This is a genomic window from Luteimonas sp. Soil_C_5, from assembly GCF_057656615.1.
In genome coordinates, this window is the sequence record NZ_JBDGKA010000002.1 from 649,409 (window position 1) to 672,113 (window position 22,705).

At 69.0% G+C, this 22,705-nt stretch carries 18 protein-coding genes and 1 pseudogene; 4 read left to right on the forward strand and 15 right to left on the reverse strand.

Annotated features, from left to right (window positions below):
* Positions 1–22: 22 nt before the first annotated feature.
* The 3 genes from AC3A5K_RS07375 (at position 23) to AC3A5K_RS07385 (ending at position 3,125) form a co-directional block, all read left to right on the forward strand.
* Positions 23–1,375 carry an NAD(P)/FAD-dependent oxidoreductase gene (locus AC3A5K_RS07375; RefSeq protein WP_487616839.1) on the forward strand — a complete coding sequence of 451 codons (1,353 nt, stop codon included), beginning with the start codon at positions 23–25 and terminating at the stop codon, positions 1,373–1,375.
* 30 nt (positions 1,376–1,405) lie between these two features.
* Positions 1,406–2,215: a zinc transporter ZupT gene (gene zupT, locus AC3A5K_RS07380; protein WP_487616840.1), complete on the forward strand. Its 810-nt coding sequence runs from the start codon at positions 1,406–1,408 to the stop codon at positions 2,213–2,215.
* 235 nt (positions 2,216–2,450) lie between these two features.
* A complete protein-coding gene (locus AC3A5K_RS07385) occupies positions 2,451–3,125 on the forward strand; it encodes a DUF2306 domain-containing protein (RefSeq protein ID WP_487616841.1) in 675 nt (224 codons plus the stop codon).
* On the opposite strand, the gene AC3A5K_RS07390 is transcribed toward AC3A5K_RS07385, so the two are convergent.
* The 8 genes and pseudogenes from AC3A5K_RS07390 to AC3A5K_RS07425 form a co-directional block, all read right to left on the reverse strand.
* A complete protein-coding gene (locus AC3A5K_RS07390) occupies positions 3,058–4,152 on the reverse strand; it encodes a helix-turn-helix domain-containing protein (protein WP_487616842.1) in 1,095 nt (364 codons plus the stop codon). The genes AC3A5K_RS07385 and AC3A5K_RS07390 overlap by 68 nt on opposite strands.
* A 162-nt stretch (positions 4,153–4,314) precedes the next feature.
* The gene (gene rpoH / locus AC3A5K_RS07395) at positions 4,315–5,193 is read right to left on the reverse strand and encodes an RNA polymerase sigma factor RpoH (protein ID WP_487616843.1); all 879 of its coding nucleotides are present in this window, start codon (positions 5,191–5,193) and stop codon (positions 4,315–4,317) included.
* A gap of 219 nt (positions 5,194–5,412) precedes the next feature.
* A complete protein-coding gene (gene glnE / locus AC3A5K_RS07400) occupies positions 5,413–8,187 on the reverse strand; it encodes a bifunctional [glutamate--ammonia ligase]-adenylyl-L-tyrosine phosphorylase/[glutamate--ammonia-ligase] adenylyltransferase (RefSeq protein WP_487616844.1) in 2,775 nt (924 codons plus the stop codon).
* 243 nt (positions 8,188–8,430) lie between these two features.
* Positions 8,431–10,062: a phytoene desaturase family protein gene (locus AC3A5K_RS07405; RefSeq protein ID WP_487616845.1), complete on the reverse strand. Its 1,632-nt coding sequence runs from the start codon at positions 10,060–10,062 to the stop codon at positions 8,431–8,433.
* Positions 10,059–11,177, reverse strand: coding sequence for a UDP-N-acetylglucosamine--N-acetylmuramyl-(pentapeptide) pyrophosphoryl-undecaprenol N-acetylglucosamine transferase (locus AC3A5K_RS07410; protein WP_487616846.1), 1,119 nt, complete (start codon positions 11,175–11,177; stop codon positions 10,059–10,061). Before AC3A5K_RS07410 ends, AC3A5K_RS07405 begins: the two co-directional genes overlap by 4 nt.
* 83 nt (positions 11,178–11,260) lie before the next feature.
* A complete protein-coding gene (locus AC3A5K_RS07415; RefSeq protein ID WP_487617079.1) occupies positions 11,261–11,653 on the reverse strand; it encodes a GNAT family N-acetyltransferase in 393 nt (130 codons plus the stop codon).
* A gap of 87 nt (positions 11,654–11,740) precedes the next feature.
* Positions 11,741–11,998: pseudogene (locus tag AC3A5K_RS07420) on the reverse strand (GIY-YIG nuclease family protein); the annotation flags it as partial.
* Positions 11,999–12,044: 46 nt separating this feature from the next.
* The gene (locus AC3A5K_RS07425; RefSeq protein WP_487616847.1) at positions 12,045–13,256 is read right to left on the reverse strand and encodes an NAD(P)/FAD-dependent oxidoreductase; all 1,212 of its coding nucleotides are present in this window, start codon (positions 13,254–13,256) and stop codon (positions 12,045–12,047) included.
* 181 nt (positions 13,257–13,437) lie between these two features.
* Here AC3A5K_RS07425 and AC3A5K_RS07430 point away from each other — a divergent pair, with 181 nt between their 5' ends.
* Complete coding sequence (locus AC3A5K_RS07430) at positions 13,438–14,643, forward strand: BaiN/RdsA family NAD(P)/FAD-dependent oxidoreductase (protein WP_487616848.1); 1,206 nt, start codon at positions 13,438–13,440, stop codon at positions 14,641–14,643.
* Between the two features lie 75 nt (positions 14,644–14,718).
* Here AC3A5K_RS07430 and AC3A5K_RS07435 read toward each other — a convergent pair whose 3' ends face one another.
* From AC3A5K_RS07435 to AC3A5K_RS07465, 7 genes are all read right to left on the reverse strand, one after another.
* Entirely contained in the window at positions 14,719–15,792 is a 1,074-nt protein-coding gene (locus AC3A5K_RS07435; protein WP_487616849.1) for a 3-deoxy-7-phosphoheptulonate synthase, read from the reverse strand.
* Between the two features lie 238 nt (positions 15,793–16,030).
* A complete protein-coding gene (locus AC3A5K_RS07440) occupies positions 16,031–16,642 on the reverse strand; it encodes a DUF6445 family protein (protein WP_487616850.1) in 612 nt (203 codons plus the stop codon).
* Between the two features lie 43 nt (positions 16,643–16,685).
* Positions 16,686–18,884: a hypothetical protein gene (locus AC3A5K_RS07445; protein WP_487616851.1), complete on the reverse strand. Its 2,199-nt coding sequence runs from the start codon at positions 18,882–18,884 to the stop codon at positions 16,686–16,688.
* A gap of 363 nt (positions 18,885–19,247) precedes the next feature.
* On the reverse strand, positions 19,248–19,538 hold the full coding sequence (locus AC3A5K_RS07450; RefSeq protein WP_487616852.1) for a hypothetical protein: 291 nt from the start codon (positions 19,536–19,538) through the stop codon (positions 19,248–19,250).
* 172 nt (positions 19,539–19,710) lie between these two features.
* Positions 19,711–21,351, reverse strand: coding sequence for a chaperonin GroEL (gene groL / locus AC3A5K_RS07455; protein WP_487616853.1), 1,641 nt, complete (start codon positions 21,349–21,351; stop codon positions 19,711–19,713).
* Positions 21,352–21,488: 137 nt separating this feature from the next.
* Positions 21,489–21,779: a co-chaperone GroES gene (groES, locus tag AC3A5K_RS07460; protein WP_487616854.1), complete on the reverse strand. Its 291-nt coding sequence runs from the start codon at positions 21,777–21,779 to the stop codon at positions 21,489–21,491.
* 277 nt (positions 21,780–22,056) lie between these two features.
* Complete coding sequence (locus tag AC3A5K_RS07465) at positions 22,057–22,542, reverse strand: acyloxyacyl hydrolase (protein WP_487616855.1); 486 nt, start codon at positions 22,540–22,542, stop codon at positions 22,057–22,059.
* Between the last annotated feature and the right edge of the window lie 163 nt (positions 22,543–22,705).

The window sequence follows — 22,705 nt, forward strand, 5'->3', positions numbered from 1 at the left end:
ACCCCGTTTCGCCTGCGACGCAATGTCTGACGCTGCCCACACTGATCGCCCCCATGTCGTCATCGTCGGCGGTGGATTCGCCGGCCTCTGGGCCGCCCGCGCACTGGCGCGCGATCCGGTGCGGATCACGCTGATCGACCGTGGCAACCATCATCTGTTCCAGCCGCTGCTCTACCAGGTGGCGACGGCGGGCCTGTCGGCTCCCGACATTGCGGCGCCGCTGCGGCACATCCTGCGCGACCAGGACAACGTCGAAGTGCGCATGGCCGAGGTCGAAGGCATCGAGGCCGATGCCCGCACGCTGACCCTCGACGGCGGCCAGACGCTCGGCTTCGACCGGCTGCTGCTGGCCAGTGGCGCCACCCATGCCTATTTCGGCAACGACCATTGGGCCGAGCACGCGCCGGGCCTGAAGACGCTGGACGATGCCCTGCACCTGCGCCGCCGCTTGCTGCTGGCATTCGAGCGCGCCGAAGCCGAATCCGATCCGGAACAGCGCGCGGCCTGGCTGAGCTTCGCGATCGTCGGCGGCGGCCCCACCGGCGTCGAGCTGGCCGGCACGCTGGCCGAGATCGCCCGCCATACCCTGCGCAGCGAGTTCCGCAACATCGACCCTGCCGAAGCGAAGGTGCGCCTGATCGAGGCCGGCCCGCGGGTGCTGTCCTCGTTCCCCGAGGATCTGTCGGCGCGTGCGCGTCGCCAGCTGGAGAAGCTGGGCGTGGAGGTGCTGACCGGCACGCCGGTGGGCGACATCGATGCCGAGGGCTATGCGCTCGGCGAGCGCCGCATCCCGGCGCGCACCGTGGTCTGGGCAGCCGGCGTCGCCGCATCCTCGCTCGGCGCCCTGCTCGATGCGCCGCGCGATCGTGCCGGCCGCGTCCGCGTCGCGCCGGATCTCTCGGTGCCGGGCCATCCGGACATCTTCGTCGCCGGCGATCTTGCCGCGGTCGAATCCGATGGACGCCCCGTGCCCGGCGTCGCACCCGCGGCCAAGCAGATGGGCCGACACGTCGCCGCGAACATCCGCGCCGGCCTCACCGGCCGTCCGCGGTCGCCGTTCGTCTACCGCGACTTCGGCAACCTCGCGACGATCGGCCGCATGGCGGCGGTGGTGCATTTCGGCCGGCTCAAGCTCTCGGGCGTTCTCGCCTGGTGGTTCTGGCTGATCGCCCACGTGTTCTTCCTGATCGGCTTCCGCAACCGGGTCGCCGTGCTGCTCAACTGGACGATCGCGTACTGGACCTACCAGCGCGGCGCGCGGATCATCTTCGGCCCCGCGCCCGAGGTCGGCCCCGAGGCGCACACGGCAGACAACGCGGCGGACGCTTCGGATAGCATGGCCGCGCGCCCCTCCCAGCCGAATCCGCCGGACTGAGTCGCGCCCCTCCCCGCTCCGGCCCTGCGCATGCTCGAAGTCTCGACCCATAATTTCTGGATCGCGCTGGCGGTGACCACCGCGGCCGGCCTCGCGACGGGCCTCGGCAGCCTGCTGGTGCTGTTCTCCAAGCAACCGAATGCGCGCCTGCTGTCGTTCGGCCTGGCATTCGCGGCCGGCGCGATGGTCTACGTGTCGCTGACCGAGATTCTCGACAAGTCGATCCTCGCCTTCACCAACGCCTACGGCGAACAGCTCGGCTTCACCTGGGGCACGCTGTCGTTCCTCGCCGGCGTGCTCTTCATCGTCTCGATCGATCGGCTGGTGCCCAATCCGCACGAGCGACTGGAAGTCGACGATCCCTACTTTCGCGAGCACAACACCAGCTACATCAAGCGGGTCGGCCTGCTGACCGCGGTGGCGATCACCGCGCACAACTTTCCCGAAGGCCTGGCGACGTTCTTCGCGACGCTGGAGAACCCCGGCGTCGGCATGCCGCTGGCGTTCGCGATCGCGATCCACAACATTCCCGAAGGCATCGCGATCGCGGTGCCGGTGTACTTCGCCACCAACAACAAGCTCTACGCCTTCCTCGCCTGCCTGCTGTCGGGTCTGGCCGAACCGATCGGCGCCCTGATCGGTTACGCCGTGCTGCGCCCGTTCCTGTCCGAGCCCGTGTTCGGCGTCGTCTTTGGCCTCATTGCCGGCGTCATGGTCTTCCTCGCCCTCGACGAACTGCTGCCCGCCGCCAAGCGTTACGCCAAGGGCCACGAGACGGTCTACGGCCTGGTCTCGGGCATGGCCGCGCTGGCGATCAGCCTGGTGCTGTTCAAGTGGTGATCGCCGCAGCGCATCCGCGCGTCGCGCATTGAGCGCCAGACCCAGGCAGCAACCCGCCTGGTGAGGCGCCACGCGCCGCGGGCACCGAACGGTGGACTGCATCGCGCCCGGGGCCGCCGACCCGGTACCGCACACGTACGGTTCCGCCGATCCGGACGACCAGGCCACGCCCGCACTCGAATCTGTCGCCTCTTCATCGTGAGGGGCAGGCGGCATGGACAGGTTGGCGGGGTGGATGCGGGGCAGCGTCAAAGTGCTGTTCGCGCTCATGGGGATTGCCGTCGCGGCGTACGCGTTTCTCTATCTGTATCGGCATCACAGCGTGCAGGATCCGTTCGCGGCCCAGTTCGCGGTCTCGGGCTGGGATGTACCCGCGCACTTCTTCGCCGCCGGACTGGCCCTGCTGCTGGCGCCGTTTCAGCTCAACGGCCGCCTGCGCGCGCGTTGGCCGGCCGTGCACCGCGCCAGCGGCTGGGTATATACGGCCGCCGTGATAATCGGCGGCGTCTCCGGCCTGTCCCTGGCCGTCAACGCACAGGGCGGACTGCCCAGCCGCAGTGCCTTCGTCCTGCTGGCAATCGCCTGGCTGCTCACCACGGCGCTGGGCATCCGCCATGCGGTTGCCGGTGACATCGCGCGGCACCGCCGCTGGATGTGCCGCAGCGTGGCCTTGACCTTCGCTGCGGTGACGCTGCGCCTGATTCTGGGAACCGGCATCGGCCTGCTGCAGCTGTCGCCCATGCCGGTCTACATCGCCAGCGCCTGGCTGAGCTGGACGCTGAACCTCGCGATCTGCGAGCTCCTGCTGCGCTACCCGGGCATCCTGGAACCCGGGCGACCCGTCAGACCGGCGCCTGTTCGCACTGGCGCTGGCGATAGCCGCTCGGGGTCTCGCCCTGCAGGCGTTTGAACGCGGCATTGAAGGTCGACTTGGACGTGAATCCGCAGTCGTAGGCGATCGCCAGAATGGTGCGGCGATCCTCCGGATCCGCGAGGCAGCGGCGCGCCGCATCGATCCTGTGGCGATTGACGTAGTCCCAGAAGTTGCCGCCCAGCCGATGGTTGATGACCATCGACACCAGGTATTCGGGATAGCCGCTGCGGCGCGACAGCTGCGCGATGGTCAGCGCAGGCTCGCGATACAGCTGCTGCGTCGTCATCAATGCAGCCAGACGGGCTTCGACATCCCGGGCGCGATCAGCGTCCACCGGTTCGGACGCCGGGAGCGCCGCATCGGGTGTCGTCGATGCCAGCGGCATCTCCACGACCGGCGGCTGCGCGAGGCTGCAGTAGCCGACCAGGCACACCCAGACCGCAACGGCGGCGTAGATCAGCGCGTGGTCGATCCAGCCGGGCCGCGCCAGCCAGTGGCCGGCTGCGATGCCCCAGATGACCAGTTGGCCGATGGCCAGCACCCGAAGCCACCGCATCGACAGCCGGTCGGCATCCGAGTGCCGTCGCCGCAGTGCCCGCCGGTACCGGCCCAGCAGCTGCAGCGACGCGCCGATGTAGGCCAGTGCATAGGCGAAGAGAACCGGATCGAACCAGCGTCGGGTGAACGCGATCATCGTCTCCGCCAGGCCGGGCGGCGCCAGCCGGGTCGCGGTCCAGAACCAGGCCAGCGCGACCACGAAACCCAGCATGTGCACGCCATCGCGCCAGGCAACGCGCTGCTCACCGACCAGCGTGCGCACATAGAGATAGAACAGGCTGGCATGGAGGAACGGGAAGAACGCGAACACGTGCCGGATCGCCCGCAGGCCGGGATCGACCTCGGCGAGCGACGCCGACTTCACTGCGAGATCGAGCGCGATCAGCAGCAGCCACACCGCGAGTACGCGATTCGCGTCCGCGTCGACCGGTCGCCGCCAGAGCGCAATCGACAGCAGCAGCGCCTGCACCGCGCCGCAGGCGTAAAGGATGATCCAGAGCGACATACGACGGAACAGGGAACCGGAACCCACGAAAGCCCAGCTTAGCGGCGCGGTTTCCGCGATCCCACTGTCATGCGTCACCCCGGAACCCGACCCGGCCGCGACGCGCCGACAACGAAAAGGCCCGGATCGCTCCGGGCCTCGTCAGTCACGCTGCGGCATGGATCAGGCCGCGAACAGCGCCTTCATCTTCTTCAGCGCATTGGCCTCGACCTGGCGGATGCGCTCGGCGGACACGCCGTACTCGTCAGCCAGTTCCTGCAGCGTCACCTTGTGCTCGTCGTCCAGCCAGCGGCGGCTGATGATGTCGCGAGAACGGGCATCCAGCGTCGCCATGCCTTCGCGCAGCAGGCCCAGCTTGCTGTCCTCGCTGTCGGTGCGCTCGTACAGCTGCGCCGGATCCTCGTCGCGGGCGACGAGGTAGGCGACCGGCGCGGGCGGCGCGCTGTCGTCATCCTCGCCAGCCGGCGCATCGAAGCCGATATCGCGGCCCGACAGGCGCGATTCCATTTCCAGCACTTCGCGCTCGGACACGTTGAGGTCCGCGGCCACGGCCTTGACCTCGGCGGCGTTCAACCAGCCCAGGCGGGTCTTGGACTTGCGCAGGTTGAAGAACAGCTTGCGCTGCGCCTTGGTCGTGGCGACCTTGACGATGCGCCAGTTCTTCAGGATGAACTCGTGCATCTCGGCACGGATCCAGTGCACGGCAAAGCTCACCAGGCGCACGCCGACCTCGGGGTCGAAACGCTTGACCGCCTTCATCAGGCCGATGTTGCCTTCCTGGATCAGATCGCCCAGCGGCAGGCCGTAGCCGTTGTAACCACGGGCGACATGCACGACGAAGCGCAGGTGCGAATGCACCAGCTCGCGCGCGGCGTCGAGATCGTCGTCGTCGCGATAGCGCTTGGCGAGCGCCTGCTCGTCTTCGACCGTCAGCACCGGGATCTGGTGCACGGCGCCGATGTAGGCGTCGAGCGAACCCAGCGGGCTGGGAATCGGCAGGCTGTTGGCAACCAGGGCGTGGGTCATCGTCTGCGTGCTCATGTAGGGGATGTTAGCAGTCGATGGATATGACTGCTAAGACGGGAAAGAGTTCCCGAACGTTCTGAATATAGAACAGACGTACAGGTTCCAGGCGAAGGCTGCGGGAATCGTTCATAAAACCTGCGCCCAAGGGCGGCGCGGTCGCCAGACCGCCGTCCGCCAATGGGACACGCACAGTGTGACCACCGGGCGACCAATCCCGGATGAAGATCGGCCTGTTCAGAGCCAGCGGGTCACGCGACGGATCGTTTCACGCGCAGCCTCCAACGCGTCCGAAGGCGGCGCGACGCGGGGGCGACGGTCGAGCATGCAGTCCAGGCCGATCGCCAGCAGCGCGGCATGGGCGGCTTCCAGCGCGATGCGGTCGCCCGCATCCAGCAGGTCGGCGGCCTCGACCGCGGCCAGCAGTTGCAGCGTCGATCGCGGCTCAAGCAGCGCCGGGTGCGCGTGGGCGGCCTGCAGCACCCGGCACTGCACCAGGAACTCCAGATCCACCAGGCCGCCATCGCCCTGCTTGAGGTCGAAGCGTGCCGCCGTGCTGCGGTCCAGTTCGCTGCGCATGCGGCTGCGCATCGCGGCCACGTCGTCGCGGACCGTCTCGGCATCGCGCGGCCGGGCCAAGGTGTCCCGGCGGACCGCCTCGAAGGATTCCACCATCGCATCGTCCCCGGCCACGACCCGCGCCCGCACGAGCGCCTGGTGTTCCCAGGTCCAGGCCCGCTCGCGCTGGTATTCGGCATAACTGGCCAGCGACGAGACCAGCAGCCCCTTGCCGCCATCGGGCCGCAGCCGGACATCGACGTCGTACAGGCGCCCGCCGCCGGTCACGGTGCCCAGCAAGGTGACGACCTTCTGCGCCAGACGCGTCGCCCAGCGTTGCGCTTCGAGCGGCCGCGCCCCGTCCGACTGCGCGTCTTCCGGTGCGTCGTAGAGGAACACCAGATCCAGATCCGACCCGAAGCCGAGCTCCTCGCCGCCCAGGCTGCCGTAGCCGATCACCGCGAACTGCGCATCGCGCACACGGCCGTGCGCGCGCTCCAGGTCGCGACGCGCCAGGGTCAGCACCACGTCGACCACCGCATCGGCCAGCCAGGCCAGCTGGCGTGTCGCGGCCTGCGCATCCAGCCGCCGGTCCAGCGTCGCCAGCGCGATCCGGAAACTCAGCTGCTGGCGCACCTCGTTGAGCGTGAACAGTGCGGATTCGAGATCCGGCTGCTTCAAGGTGCGCGCGCACTGGGCGACCAGCGCGTCGCGGCCCGGCAGCGGCCCTTCGACGCGGGAATCCAGCAGTTCGTCGAGCAGCAGCGGATGCGCCGCCAGACGTTCGGCCAGAAACGCGCTGCGCGTGACCAGGCCGACCAGCCGGGCCAGCGCGGCCGGCTGTTCGTCGAGCAGGGCCAGATAACTCGCGCGGCGCAGCAGATTGTGCAGCACCGCGAGCAGGCGGCGGATGGCCTGCAGGGGCCGGTCCGCCGGCGCGGAGGCCTGCAACAGCACCGGCATCAGCCGGTCGAGGCGCGCGCGTGCGCTGTCGGACAGGTCGCGCACACTGGGCGACCGCGCGAAGTCGCGCAGCGCGGCGTCCACGTTCGTCGCATCGTCGAAGCCCGCAGCCGCCAGCGTCGTCGCATCGCCGCCATCGGGCAGCGCGGCCCACCACGCGACGAGGTCGTTGTCGGCATCGGGTTCGCGTTGCTGGCTGCGCACCGCGAGCAGCGCATCGAACTCGTGCGCGACGTGGCCGCGCTGACGCCGGAGTTCCTGCTGCAGCGTCTCCCAGTCGGCGAAGCCCAGACCGGACGCGATCCGCAGCCGGTCCACCGGATCGGACGGCAGCACATGGGTCTGCGCATCGCGCAGCATCTGCAGCCGGTTTTCCACCCGGCGCAGGAACAGGTATGCCTCGCGCAATTGCGCCAGCGCCTCGTCCGAGACCTGACGCGCCGCATGCAGGGCCTCCAACGCCGGCAGCAAACGGCGCTCGCGCAGGCCGGGCTCACGCCCGCCGCGGATCAGCTGCAAGGCCTGGGCGAGGAATTCGACTTCGCGGATGCCGCCGTCGCCGCGCTTGACGTCGTCGGCCGACTCCTTGCGCGCGACCTCGGCGCTGATCATCGCCTTCATCGTGCGCAGGCCGTCGAGCGCGCCGAAATCCAGATAGCGGCGATAGACGAACGGCCGCAGCAGCGCCAGAAACCGTTCGCCCGCCTCCAGATCCCCGGCCACCGGCCGCGCCTTCTGCCACGCATAGCGTTCCCAGTCGCGGCCCTCGCGCTGGAAGTACTGCTCCATCGCCGCGAAGCTCAGCGCGATCCGGCCGGCATTGCCGAACGGCCGCAGGCGCAGGTCGACGCGATGGCAGAAACCGTCGGCCGTGGTCTCGTCGAGCAGGCGCGCGAGCTGCTGGCCGATGCGGGTGAAATAGGCCTCGGCCGCCAGCGGCCTCGCGCCTGCGCTTTCGCCACCCGATTCGAAGCCGTAGACGAGGTCGATGTCGGAACTGAAATTCAGTTCGCCGCCGCCCAGCTTGCCCAGCCCGAACACCACCAGACGCACGACCTGGCCATCTGCATCCAGCACCCGGCCGTGGCGCTGGGCGAATGCGTCTTCCAGCGCGTCGAGTCCGAGCTGCAGGCAGGTCTCGGCCAGCTGCGTGCTGCCGGCCAGGGTGTCGGCCACGGTGTCGAGGCCGAACACGTCGCGCCAGATCAGCCGCACCGATCCCGCGCGCCGGTAGCGCCGCAGCTGCACCGGCCAGTCGGACGGCGCCGCCGGATCGAGCCGTGGCGGCGCGGGCGGCGTGGCGCCGTCATCGCGCAGCAGGTCGGTGAGCAGGTCCGGCTGCTGCTGCAGGACATCGAAGGCGAAATCGCTGGCGATCGCGAGTTGGCGCAGTCGCGCCGATGCGTCTGCATCGTCGCGGACGGAGTGCGGCAGGCGGTCGAGCAGCCGGGCGAGGTGCGCGTCGAGCGCGTCGGAAGGCGTAGGACTCATCGCGGCGATGATGACATCCAGCTGCGAATACGTGCGGTACCGGCAGCGGCCTGGCGCCCCAAAGACGCGGATAGCAGGCAATAAAAAGCCCGCCACCGGTAAACCGGTTGCGGGCCTTGCTCCCTCCCCCACGTCGGGTGCAGGGCGATAGTGGAAGAGCCGTCGCCGATGTGCACGCTGCACTGCAAAACGATACCCGCGGGTACACAAACCGGACGCCGGCTGAACACGCCCGCTCCGCGGTCAGGGCTGCCGCGGGCGCAGGCCCCTGTCCCGCAGGATCTCGCGCGCGGCATTGCGGCCCGGCAGACCGGTCACGCCGCCCCCCGGATGTGTGCCCGAGCCGCACAGGTACAGCTGCTTCAGCGCGCCGCGGTAGTTGCCCTGCCCCAGCAGCGGCCGCGCACTGAACAGCTGGTCGGCGCCGAGGCTGCCATGAAAGATGTCGCCGCCGACGAGACCGAACCGGCGTTCCAGATCCAGCGGCGTCAGCGCCTCGAAACCGAGCACGCTGCGCGCGAAGTTCGGCGCATGCGCATCCACCGTGTCGATCATCAGCCGCGCCACCGTGTCGCGATGCGCATCCCAGCCGCCATCGGCGTCGTCGATCACCGGATTGACGTGCTGGCAGAACAGGCTGGCGACATGCTGGCCCGGCGGCGCGAGACTGTCGTCGAGCGTGGACGAGATCACCAGTTCGACGATCGGCGCGCGCGACCAGCCGGGGTTGTGTGCGCGCGATTTCGCGTCGAAATAGGCGCGCTCGAAATAGTCCAGCGACGGACCGATGAGAATGCCGCTCTGGTGATGCGGCTGCAGCGAAGTGCCCGGCGCGGCGGTGAAGTCCGGCAGTTCCGACAGCGCGACATTCATGCGGAACGTGCCGGAGCCGCAGCGGTAACGTCCGATGCGATCCGCGGTGTCGTCGTCGAGCGCGGCGCGCGGCACCAGTTGCTGGTACAGCAGTTTCGGATTGAGGTTGGAGACGATCGCGCCGGCGTGCAGCGTACGCCCGTCTTCCAGCAGCACGCCTACGGCGCGTCCGTCCTCGACCTGCACCTGCGCCACCGCCGCGTCGGTTTCGATCGCCACGCCGCGCGCGCGACATTCCGCCGCGATCGCCTCGCTGATCGCACCCATGCCGCCGATCGCGTGCCCCCATACCCCTGACTTGCCGTTGACCTCGCCGAACACGTGATGCAGCAGCACGTAGGCCGAGCCCGGCGTGTAGGGACTGGCGAAATTGCCGACCACCGAATCCCAGCCCAGCGCGGCCTTCAGCGGCGCGGACTCGAACCAGCTGTCGAGCAGCTCGCCGGCGGACTTGGTGAACAGGTCGAGCAGGTCGCGCCGGCCGCGCATGTCCAGCTGCTTGAGCTGCTTCGCGACCGCCCACGAATTCACCCAGTCGGCGAGCACGAAGCCCGCGCTGACGTTCGGCGGTGTGCGGGTCATCAGTGCACGCAGCACGGCGACGACGCGGTCGAGCATCGCGTAGTACAGCGGCAGCCGTTCGGCGTCGCGCGTCGACCAGCGTGCGACCTCGTCGGCGCCGTGCGCGCCGCCGAGCCGGAACGCGCGCCCGTCGGGCAACGGCAGGAAGTTGGCGTAGGGCCGTTCGACCACGCGCAGCCCGTGCTGCACGAGGCGCAGGTCGGCGATCACCTGCGGATTGAGCAGGCTGACCGTGTAGCTGGCGACCGAATTGCGGAATCCCGGATGGAAACTCTCGGTGACCGCGGCGCCGCCGATGATCGGGCGCCGCTCCAGCACGCGGACGTCGAGCCCCGCACCGGCGAGGTAGGCCGCGCACACCAGGCCGTTGTGGCCGCCGCCGACGACCAGCACATCGCAGTCGTCGCGGCGCGTGCTCATGCGTGCCGGCGCAGGGTGTCGACGACGCGATCGGCCAGCGTCGACGCGGCTTGCGGGCGACCGAGCGCCAAGGCCGCACGCGCCGCGTCGGGCAGCACCTGCGGCGAGGCGAACGCGTCCGTGAGCAGGCGCGTGAGATGCGCCGCGGTGAGCTCGGGTTCCGGCACGCACCAGCCCACGCCGGCCGCGGCCAGGGCCTCGGCATTGCGGCGTTGCTCGTCGCGCGAGCCGCCGTGCGGAATCGGCACGAACAGCGCCGGCCGCCCCATGGTCAGCAGGTCGGCGGCGGTGGTCGCGCCGGCGCGCGTGATCACCAGATGCGCATCGCGCAGGCGCGGGCCCATGTCGTCGAAGAACGGACGCACGGTCGCGTCGATTCCGGCGCCACGCAGCTGCGTTTCGATGGCCTCGGCGTCATCGCCCTTGTACTGCAGCGCAAGCTGCACGCGCCGGCGGATCGACTCCGGCAGCTGCAGCAGCGCCGGCGGCACGACCTGCCCGAACACGCGCGCGCTCTGGCTGCCGCCGACGACGAGCAGACGCAGCGGCACATCCGGGCCGAGCGCCGGATAGTCGCCGCGCGCCTCGAGGATCGCGCTGCGCACGGGATTGCCGGTGTCGAACACCCGCCCGGCCGCGACGCCGTCCAGACCGGCCGTCGCCGGAAACGAAGTCGCTACGCCATCGGCGAAACGCAGCAGTTTGCGGTTGGCCATGCTCAGGCGCGCGCCCTGCTCGTGCAGCAGCAGCGGCAGGCCGAGGCTCTTCGCGGCGAGTGCGGGCGCGAAGCTCGGATAGCCGCCGAAGCCGACCAGCAGGCGCACGTCGCGGCGACGCATGTCGGCGCGCGCCTGCCAGATCGCGCGCAGGATCGTCAGCCCGGCCGCGAGCTTGCCGCGCATGCCGCCTTCGAGGCTGCGTGCCGGCAGTACGACATGGTCCAGCCCGGCCAAGGCCTGGGTGTAGGCCGCGCCGCGGCGTTCGGTGTAGATGACCACCGGATGCCCGCGACGCTGCAGTTCGCGCGCCAGCGCCTCGGCCGGGAACAGATGCCCACCGGTGCCGCCCGCTGCGCAGGCGATGGTGGGAAGCGATGCGGGGGACGCGTGCGACATGGACAACCTGCGGAAAACGACAGCGCACGACTATAGCCAGTGCGACCGGCGCGTTCACGCCGGCGCGCGCGCTGCGCCACCGCTCAACCGTCCAGCGTGCGCGTCATGAAGGTGCTGAAGGGATCGTCGACGTAATCACCGAACGGCCCACAGGTTTCGAAGCCATGGCGGGCGTAGAGCGCATGCGCCGGCGCGAATGCAGCGGCGGTGCCGGTTTCCAGGCTCAGGCGTCGCCAGCCCTGCGCGCGGGCCGTCGCCATCAGGTGCACCAGCAGGGCCGCAGCCACACCCTGGCGCAGATGCGCGGCGTGGGTGCGCATCGACTTGAGTTCGCCATGGCCGTCGCCGAGATCCTTCAACGCGCCGCAGCCTGCGAGCGCGTCGCCACGCCAGGCACTCCAGAACGACACGTCGGCGGCGCGCAGGCCGGACAGGTCGAGCGCATGGATGCTTTCGGGTGGCGAGTGCAGGGCCATCGCGTCGAGATGCGCCTGCAGCAGGGCGACGACGTGCGGATCGTCGAGTCCGCCGGCGCGGATCTCCAGCGCGGACGCGGGCAGTTCGGGCACGGCCTGCAGCCACGCCAGCTTGCGGGCGCGGGGCTGGCGCTTGAGCTGCCACTCGGCGCGCGAGGCGCTGCTCCGGTCCGGATAGCTGCGGCTGGCGAGCACGCGGACAGGCGGATTCCCGCGCGTGTACTTCGCGCCGCGGCCGGCCACGTGCGCGGAGAAGCGCGCATCGAGATCGTTGGTGATGCCGGCATACCAGCTGCCGTTGCGGCATTCGAGCAGGTAGAGGTGCCAGCTGCGCGGGGTGGTCATGGTGTCGGATCATCGAACCCGCGCCGGCCGGCGTCAACGCGTGCGCTCAGCCGGTGCGTTCGAATGCGAACAGCGGGGCCAGCGGATGCGGACGCCGCTCGATCAGCGCCCGCAGCAGGCCGGCGCCCAGCATCGAATAGGTGATGCCGTTGCCGCCGTAGGCCATCGCGTACTGGATGCGCGGACCGGTCGCCGGATGCGGACCGAAGTACGGCAGGCCGTCCGCGGTTTCGGCGAAAGTGCCGGCCCAGGCGAAGGTCGGCACGAGATCGAGCGCCGGCCACAGCTTCGCCACGCGTTTCATCAGCCGGCGGGCCTTGGCGTCGACGCGGGCGTCGCGGCGCGCGGGGACGTCGACGTCGTCGTCCTCGCCGCCGATCAGCAGGCGACGGTCGGCAGTGGTGCGCAGGTAGAGATAGGGCCGCGCGGTTTCCCAGACCAGCGTGCGCGCGAGCAGGTCGGGCAGCGCGTCGTCGAGCGGATCGGTCACGAAGGCATAGCTGCTGCGGTTGCGCGCCACGCGCTTCGGCAGCCAGTGCTGGCTGGCGTAGCCGGCGGCCACCACCACGTGCCGCGCCCGAACGGCGACGCCGGCATCGGTGGTCGCCAGCACGTCACGGCTGCGCGCCTGCAGATCAACAATCCGCGTGCGGTCGAACACCTGCCCGCCGCGTCGCACGCAGCGGGCCAGCAGGCGCGAGGCGAAGCGGTAGGGATCGACCTGCGCGGCCTGCGTGCTCAAAAGCGCGGCGGGCGCGTCGAAGCCGTAGCGCGCCTGGATCGCGGCACGGTCGAGGTAATCGACCGCGAAGCCGTGGCGCCGGCGCGCGACGCATTCGTCCTGCAGCGCGGGCACGTCCCGCTGCCGGCTGGCGTAGTACAGGCTGTCGGTGCGCTCGAAATCGACGTCGCGCACGCCGCGCGCGAGTTCGGCCAGCAGATCGATGGCCTCGCCGCAGGCGCGGTAGGCCAGCCCCGCATCCGCTTCGCCATAACGACGCGCCAGGTCCACCAGGTGGGTATCGATCTCGTACTGCAGCAGCGCGGTACTCGCCGCGGTGCTGCCCCAGGCGATGTCGCGCTGCTCGACGACGACGGTGTCGTGGCCGTGGGCAATCAGATCGTCCGCGATCAGCGCGCCGGTGATGCCGCCGCCGATGACCAGCACATCGCAGCGCAGGTCGGTGTCGAGTTTGGGCATGGCCTGCATCAGGCCGTTGCGGATGGCCCAGAACGGATAGCCGCTTTTGAGATCCATGGAGTCGCTGCCGAAGGAGACGCGCGCAGCCTAGGCACGCGCATGTGAGGGACGCGACAGGCCGCCCGGAATGCCACACGCCCGGCTCGCACGCGGCCCGGCCGGGACGTCGCGTCCTGCCCACCAGGGCATCGACCGGCGTCAGCCCCTACACTGCGCGGCCCCTTGCCGCCGCCCTGCCATGTCCGTGTCCCCCACACCGCCGCCGACCTACGACTGGGACGTCATCGTCATCGGTGCGGGTGCGGCCGGGCTGATGGCCGCGATCGCGGCCGGACGACGCGGGCGCCGGGTGCTGGTGCTCGACCATGCGAACAAGGTCGGCAAGAAGATCCTGATGTCCGGCGGCGGGCACTGCAATTTCACCAATACCGGCACCACGCCGGCGCAGTACCTGTCGACGAATCCGCACTTCTGCAAGTCCGCGCTGGCGCGGTATACGCCGCAGGATTTCATCGATCTCGTCGACGCCCACGGCATCGCCTGGCACGAGAAGGAACTGGGCCAGCTGTTCTGCGACGGCGCGTCGAAGCAGATCGTGCAGTTGCTGCTCGACGAAGCCACCGGCGCGGGCGTGCAGGTGCGCACACACTGCGCGGTGCAGCTGCCGCGTCGCGTCGACGACGGTTTCGTGCTCGACACCGCCATCGGTCGACTGCACAGCGCCTCGGTGATCGTGGCGACGGGCGGACTGTCGATTCCGAGCATGGGCGCGACCGGGTTCGGCTACGAGATCGCCCGCCACTTCGGCCATGCCCTGCTGCCTACGCGCGCAGGCCTGGTGCCGCTCACGCTCAGCGGCAAGCACCAGGAACGGCTGGACGACCTGTCGGGCGTCGCGCTGGATGTCGAAGCCGGCTGCAACGGCGCGTTCTTCCGCAACCGCATGCTGGTCACCCACCGCGGCATCAGCGGACCGGCGATCCTGCAGATCTCCTCGTACTGGCAACCGGGCGACGACCTGCGTCTGGATCTGCTGCCCGGCCGCGATGCGCTGGCATGGCTGCAGACGCAGCAGGCCGAACGCCCCGGCACCGAACTCAAGAACGTGCTGGCCGAACTGATGCCGCGCCGCTTCGCCCAGCGCCTGTGCGAGATCTGGCTGCCCAACCGGCCGATGAAACAGTTCACGCCGCCGCAGCTGCAGGACACCGCCGCGCTGCTGCAGGCCTGGCCGCTGGTCGCCAGCGGCACCGAGGGCTATCGCACTGCCGAGGTCACGCTGGGCGGCGTGGATACCGATGGCGTGTCGTCACGGACGATGGAATCGCGGCAGGTGCCGGGCCTGTTCTTCGTCGGCGAAGTGCTCGACGTCACCGGCTGGCTCGGGGGCTACAACTTCCAGTGGGCCTGGGCCTCGGGCATGGCGGCGGGCGAAGCGGCCTGACGCTTTTCCGCCGGCACGTGCTTGCGCACCGGCGGTATTCCAGGACACGGCATCGCGCGCGTACGCCTTGATCACTCAGGCCGCCTGCGCGTCGGCCCGGGCACGCCGCTCACGCACCGCATCGGCCAGCCGGTCGAGCACGCGCACCGTCGTCGCCCAGTCGATGCAGCCGTCGGTGATGCTCTGCCCGTAGACCAGCGGCTGGCCCGGGACCAGCGCCTGCTTGCCCGCGACCAGATGGCTTTCGATCATCGCGCCGACGATCGGCGTGCCACCACCCGCCACCTGGCGCGCGATGTCGTCGATCACCGCCGGCTGGTTGTCCGGGTTCTTGCCGCTGTTGGCATGACTGGCGTCGATCATCAGCGCCGCACGCCGCCCCTGCGCCTGTAGCACGCCGGCCGCTGCCGCGACGCTGGCCGCGTCGTAGTTGGGCTGCGCGCCGCCGCGCAGGATCACGTGGCAATCGGGATTGCCGGCGGTCGTGGCGATCGCCGCGCGCCCGTCCTTGCCGATCGCCAGGAAATGATGCGGATGCGAGGCCGCGCCCACCGCATCGACCGCGATGCGCACATCGCCGCCGGTGCCGTTCTTGAAGCCGACCGGACACGACAGGCCCGATGCCAGTTCGCGATGCACCTGGCTTTCGGTAGTGCGCGCACCGATCGCGCCCCACGCGACCAGATCGGCGAGGTACTGCGGGCTGATGATGTCGAGGAATTCCACGCCCGCCGGCAGGCCCAGCGCGTTGATCTCGCGCAGCAGACCGCGCGCCAGGCGCAGGCCCGTGTCGATGCGGAAGCTGCCGTCGAGATCCGGATCGTTGATCAGGCCTTTCCAGCCCACGGTGGTGCGGGGCTTTTCGAAGTACACGCGCATCACCAGTTCCAGCGCGTCGCCATGCGTATCGCGCAGCGCGCGCAGGCGGTGCGCGTACGCCATCGCCGCGACCGGATCATGGATCGAGCACGGGCCGACGACGACGATCAGGCGGTCGTCGTCGCCATGCAGGATGGCGTGGCAGGCCGCGCGTGCATCGGAAACCGTCGCCGACATCGCCGCATCGCACGGCAGTTCGGCGATCAGGTCGGCAGGCGGCGCCAGGGGCTGCAGCGCACGGATGCGCAGGTCGTCGGTGTGGGGGGGCATGGGAGTCTCCGTGAATCGTGTGGGGCGCACGACGGCCAACAAAAAAGCCGCCAGGTGTGCACTGGCGGCTTTCGGGAATGCGTCTGATTCGATCTTCAGGTCACGCGCATGCCGTCCGCCGCCGGGGCTTCGGAAATCGTGCGTACCAATAGGAACGGGTGTGGAAGATCGTCATCGGCGGACTTGATATCACGCGCGGGTGCATGCCGCCTAATGTTTCATCTGCGACCAAGCCGCGTCACGCAGGTGCGAAAAACATCAGATAGACCAGACGCGCATTGTCCATGCGGTCGCCGAAGACCTCGCCGGCGCTGTGCCACAGCCATGGCCGCAGCAGGACCAGCCGGTTGAAGCGCATCGGCACGCGCATCGTCATCTCCCATTTCGACGAGTCGTTGCTGTCCCGGGCGATCAGCTCGCTCTGCACGGCGTCGTAGCTGGAGAGCCCCATCGCGTGGAGTTCGGCGTCGTTGCGGGGTGCGTGGTCGGTCCCGGTCGGCAGGTGCCGGAAAAACTCGGTGCCGCCGTGACAATGCTCGGGCAGGCTGAGATAGAGGATGCCGGACCAGTACACCGGCCCATCGATGTGGACCCGTCCCTCGCCCACATCACCGCTCTTCGAGATTCTGAACTTCCCATGCGACTGCAGCGGTTCGACGGGTCGCAGCGGTTCACCCACGCGCTGCGAAATCACCTGCGCAAGGCCGGGAATCTGGATGCGCTCCAGCGAATTCCGCCCCGGAAACGCGCCCTGCAGGTCGGGATACGTCAACCCGAGCGCGGCCTGCCGCAGCGAAAGCGCGTCGGCCTGGGCGAGAAAGTCGTCGATGACGATCAATGAGGTTTGCATCCGCCCAGTCTATCGTGCGTGCGGCGGACCTCCGTGGCGCGCGTTACTCGTCGGGCAGCAGCGCCGGACGTCCTTCGTACCAGTCGCGTGCGCCGGCGATGTGCAGGGTGCGGTCGCCGCCCTGCAGTTCGACGCCCATGCCGAGCACACCCCAGCGCGCGTAGAGATCGCCATTGGGCGTGCCGTCCGCGATGCGCAGTCGCGCGCGCATGTCGATGCGGTCGTTGTGCGCCTCGACGTTGTCGAACACGACCTCGTGCTCGCGCATGCGCAGATTGCCGGTCGCATGCGCTTCGCCCGAATCGATCAGGCGCCCGATCCAGCGCGGGAACGCACTCTGCTCGGCGAACAGGCCGAGCAGCACGCTGACATCGCGCATGTCGACGCGGCCGCGGCCGGTCACTTCGAACGGTTCGGCCCAGGCCAGCGTGCCGTCCTCCAGTGCCAGCCTCGCCCACCACGGCGTATCGCCATCGCGCGCGTCGCCCAGGCGCACGCCGTCCAGCTGCACCTGCAGCGCGTCGAGGGTGTAATGCCGGCCCACGCGCTCCATCCGCGACAGACGACTGTCGAGGACCACTTCGCCCGACAGCTGCGACGGACCGAGCGCCAGGCGCACGCCTTGTCCGCGCACCTGCATGCGGCCTTGGATCATTTCGCCCGCATTGTCGAGGCGCAGATCGCCACTGGCGACGCCGCGACCGCCGAGCAGGCGTGCACTGTCGCCGGGCAGATAGCGGTTGTAGGTGCGCAAGTCCGGCACTTCGGCATCGTCGAAGCGCAGGCGCGCGTCGAGCCGCTCGTGGAATTCGGCGAGCCGGCCGGTCGAGGCCAGGTCGAGGCGGAAGTCGCGTCCGCGCAGATCGATCTGGTCGGGAGCGGTTTCGGGCGCCAGCACGAACCGGTCCATGACGATGTCGATACGCGTGCGCTGGTCGTCGACATCCTCGTCCCCGCCCTCGACGCGCAGCCGCGCATGCGCCTGGCCCTGGAACAGATTGTCGAGCACGCGCGCCTGCAACCGCGTATCGCGCAGGTCGATGCGGCTGCCGGACACCAGCTCGCCCTCGCGCAGCCTCACGTCGGCGTCGAGGTCAGCCCGGCCGTCGAACGACAGCCAGTCGACGTCCTTGAGGATCACGTCGATCCAGCGCAGCGGCACCGCCGGCCACAGCGCCTCGACCTGGCCCGAAACCGCGCGTACGGGGCGCAGCCAGTCGTCGGGGCCCAACCGCCGGTCTTCGACCTGGAGATCGGCCTTGAGCCGCGGCGGACGCCCCTCGCCATCCGGCACGCGCGCGGCCACGAGAATGCGGTCGTCGTCCGTCCGCAGCGCGACGCCCAGCGGATGCCGCACGTCGGTGCCCTCCGCGGTGCGCGAGAACACCGGCGCCGACCAGTCCAGCCGGCTCCCCGGCATCAGCACGCCACGCGTCAGGGTCAGATCGGCGCGCAGGTGGCCGGCGGCACCGGCGGTACCGATCGGCAGCGCATCGTTGTCGCGCGCCACGAGGTCGACACCCGGCGCGGGTCCGTCGACGCGCATGCGCGCATCGAGCAGCACCAGCTTCTCCTCGCCCTGCGCCTGCTCGCGCACGTGCGCGGGAATTTCGAGTTCGAAATCCAGCGCGCCTTCGCGCAGCAGCACGACATCGGCGACGGACAGCGTCGCGTCCGGCATGGTCAGCGTGGAGCGGCCGACCTCCATGGGCCCGCCCTGCAGCACCTTCTCGAACGCGAATCTCGCCTCGCCATGGCCGGTCACGCGGGCCTCGAAGAAATCCAGGCGCAGTAGGCTGGGCGTGGTAATCGCATCGAAGCGGAACGTCCACGGCGCGCGGCCCGGGCGTTTGGTCGAAGGCAGGTCGACCTCGCTGCGTGACACGTGCACCGACACATCCTGCGCACGGATCCGACCGAACGCGACCTCACGCCAGAGCAGCGGCAGGATCTTGATGCGGCCGTTCGCCGAGGGACTGGCGATCGTCCAGCGCGTCGTCCGCGCATGCCCGCCCATGACGATCCCACGCGCATGGATATGCCCCGGATACAGGCTCATCGCCCAGTCCCACCGCGCGTGATAGCGCTCGGGCTTATTGTTGATGACGCCGTCGCCCCAGGCACTGTTGAGGAAGACGTTCGCGCCGATCAGGTACAGCGCGTACAGGACGGCCACCACGATGCCCGCAATGCGCAGGCCGCGGCGATGGGTGCGCAACCTGGCGATGAGGGCAAGACGCATCCGTGCAGCTTGGACGATCCGCAGTGAGGATCGTCTCTACGCGTTGACGGCCTCAGCCATGGGTGAAGCAGAGCAGATACACGAAGCGGGCATCTTCTAGGCAGGTCAGAAGCTCTAGTCCGAGCCGTGCCACACCCAGGGACGCAGCAGCACCAGACGATTGAAGCGCATGGGCACGCGCGTCCGCATGCCCACCTCGATGTGTCGTTGCTGTCGCGGGCGATCAGTACGTCCTGCGCCGCCGCGTAGCTGGACAGCCCCATGGCCCGCAATTCGATATCGGTTGAGCGGCGCACGATCGGTGCCGGTCGGCAGATGACCACCGAACTCGGTCCCGCCCTGGCGGTCCCGCGGCGGGCTGAACTAGAGCGAGCCCGACCATTCGACGGGACTGTCGATGTGCACGCGCCCCTGGCTCCGCGTCACCGGCACGGACGATGGGGACTTCGCATGGGCGTTGATCGGCCGCAGCGGCCCACCGACCAGCTGCGACACGACAGGCACGAGTGCCAGAACGTGGATGCATTCCAGCGAATTGCGGCCGGGCAATGCGCCTTGCAGGTCGGGATCGGTCAGGCCGAGACCGGGATCGCACAGGGAATCGGCATCCTGGGCCGAGAGGAAATTGTCGACCACGATCAGGGAGGCAGGCACCGGCGGCACGCCCCGGTGTCTCGAACGGCACGCCTCACGCCACATCGCGGCGTGCCGCTGGATGGCGCATATGCGCACCGGGTGATGCACCTAGCTGTCGGGGCGAAGCCAAAGAAAAACCCCGCCTCGCGGCGGGGTTCCTCGTGTCACGGTGCAACCGGGTGGGGCTGGATCAGAAATCCATACCGCCCATGCCACCCATGCCGCCGCCGCCCGGCATCGCCGGCTCTTCCTTCTTCGGCAGCTCGGCGACCATCGCTTCGGTCGTGATCATCAGACCGGCGATCGAGGCCGCGTTCTGCAGGGCCGAACGGGTGACCTTGGTCGGGTCCAGGATGCCGAACGCGATCATGTCGCCGTATTCGCCGGTCGCGGCGTTGTAGCCGTAGTTGCCGGTGCCGTCCTTGACCGCGTTGAGCACGACGCTCGGCTCTTCACCGCAGTTGGTGACGATCTCGCGCAGCGGCGCTTCCATCGCGCGCAGGGCGATGATGATGCCGTGGTTCTGGTCTTCGTTCGCGCCCTTGAGCTGACCGATCGCCTGCAGCGCGCGCACCAGCGCCACGCCACCACCGGGGACCACGCCTTCTTCGACCGCTGCGCGCGTGGCGTGCAGGGCGTCTTCGACGCGGGCCTTCTTTTCCTTCATCTCGATCTCGGTCGATGCGCCGACCTTGATCACCGCAACGCCGCCGGCCAGCTTGGCCACGCGCTCCTGCAGCTTCTCGCGGTCGTAGTCCGAAGAAGTCTCTTCGATCTGCGCCTTGATCTGCTTGATGCGCGCTTCGATGCCACCGGTCTCGCCGGCGCCGTCGATGATCGTGGTGTTCTCCTTCGAGACCTGCACCTTCTTGGCGCGGCCCAGATCGGTGATCGTCGCCTTCTCGAGCGACAGACCCACTTCCTCGGAAATCACGGTGCCGCCGGTCAGGGTGGCCATGTCTTCCAGCATCGCCTTGCGACGGTCGCCGAAGCCCGGTGCCTTGACGGCGCAGACCTTAACGATGCCGCGGATCGTGTTGACGACCAGGGTCGCCAGCGCTTCGCCTTCGACTTCCTCGGCGACGATCAGCAGCGGCTTGCCGGCCTTGGCCACGCCTTCCAGCACGGGCAGCAGGTCACGGACGTTCGAGATCTTCTTGTCGTACAGCAGGATGAAGGGGTCATCCAGTTCGGCCGACATCGACTGCTGGTTGTTGACGAAGTACGGCGACAGGTAGCCGCGGTCGAACTGCATGCCCTCGACGACGTCGAGTTCGTTGTCCAGGCCCGAGCCTTCTTCAACGGTGATCACGCCTTCCTTGCCGACCTTCTTCATCGCGTCGGCGATGATCGTGCCGATCGACTCGTCCGAGTTGGCGGAGATCGTGCCGACCTGGGCGATCGCCTTGTCGTCGGCCGTCGGCTTGGACAGGTTCTTCAGCTCGGCGACGGCGGCCTTGACGGCCTGGTCGATACCGCGCTTGAGGTCCATCGGGTTCATGCCGGCCGCAACGGCCTTGGAACCTTCGCGGATCAGGGCCTGCGCCAGCACGGTCGCGGTGGTGGTGCCGTCACCGGCGTTGTCGGAGGTCTTGGACGCGACTTCCTTGACCATCTGCGCGCCCATGTTCTCGAACTTGTCGGCCAGTTCGATCTCCTTCGCGACGGACACGCCGTCCTTGGTGATCGTCGGCGCGCCGAAGCTCTTCTCGAGCACGACGTTGCGGCCCTTCGGGCCCAGGGTCGCCTTGACGGCGTTGGCGAGAATGTTCACGCCGCGCACCATCTTGGAGCGCGCGTCTTCGCCGAAGCGGATTTCCTTAGCAGCCATTTGAATAACTCCGTGATTCGTAATTTGGTGATTCGTGATTGGAGAGAGCGCGAGGCGCGGCGACTCGGACAGGCGGGGATCGTCAGCGTTTGCTCTGACGAATCACCCATCACCAATCACGAATCACCGCGTCTCAATCAACCGACGATCGCGAGGATGTCGTCTTCTTTCACGATCTTGTATTCGATGCCGTCGGCCTTGTAGGCGCTGCCGGCGTACTGGCCGTAGATCACGATGTCGCCGACCTTGACCTTCGGCGCGCGGACGCTGCCGTTGTCCAGGGCCTTGCCTTCACCGACGGCGACGATCTCGCCCTTGGTCGGCTTTTCCTTGGCGTTGTCCGGGATCAGGATGCCGCCGGCGCTCTTTTCTTCGGCTTCGACGGGCTTGACCACGATGCGGTCGTACAACGGCTTCAGATTGCTCATTTCAACCCTCTCTAAGTGATTGATTATCAAGAAAACGGGCGCCGATTCTAGCACTCGGATTGGCACTCGGCCATGGAGACTGCCAGCATCGCGGACGCACGCACCCCGGAACGCCGGGGACGGGGCGTGATGTGGGCGCGGTGTCAGGGATTACAAGGGCCGCGTGCGAGAAAAAATCCGCAGGCGGCAAGCGATGGGCCTGGCAATGCGGGCAAGGCCCGCGGCGTGCTGCCACGCCGGACCGACCGGGCGGATGCCGCCATCCGGTCGACCGGACTCAGCGGAAGCGCCACACCGCGACGAGCATCGTCTCGCCGTCGTTGGGCTGCTTGATGCTGGCATTGGAGATGTGCCGGGCCAGCAGCGAGACGCGGTCCCAGCGCCAGCCCACCGTGCTGACGAACTGCGGGTTGCCCGACAGCGCGCTGGTGCGCCCGGCCTGCACGCCGACGCCGAAGCCGGCGACGAAACCATTGTCGCGCTCATAGCGGGCGCCGCCATGGAAGACGCCGGCGTCTTCGGACAGGTCGAACCGGGTGTTGTCGCGGCCGCGCACGTAGACCGCGCCCAGTTCCCAGCGCAGTACGCCGTTCTCGGTCCGGCGCCATTCCGGCAGCCAGGCCGCGGTGGCGACGAAGGTGGTCTCGTTCTCGCGCGTGGCGGACGCGCCCACGCCGATGTCGACGGGCGCGGACTGCGCCAGGACGGGCGGTGTCAGGGCGAGCGCCGCGACGAGGGCAAGCAGAGGAAACACTGGACGCATGGGATCGATTCCGGCGGAAGGGCACACGGGGGGCGGCGATAATATACCGGCCGGTTCATTAAATGCCCGTCCGATCCGCCACGTGGGCTGGATGCAGCGTTCCGCCGAGTGCTGCCGGCGCGCAGCCTGCACGCGCCACCGTGCACGAGTCGTGCAGATCGGT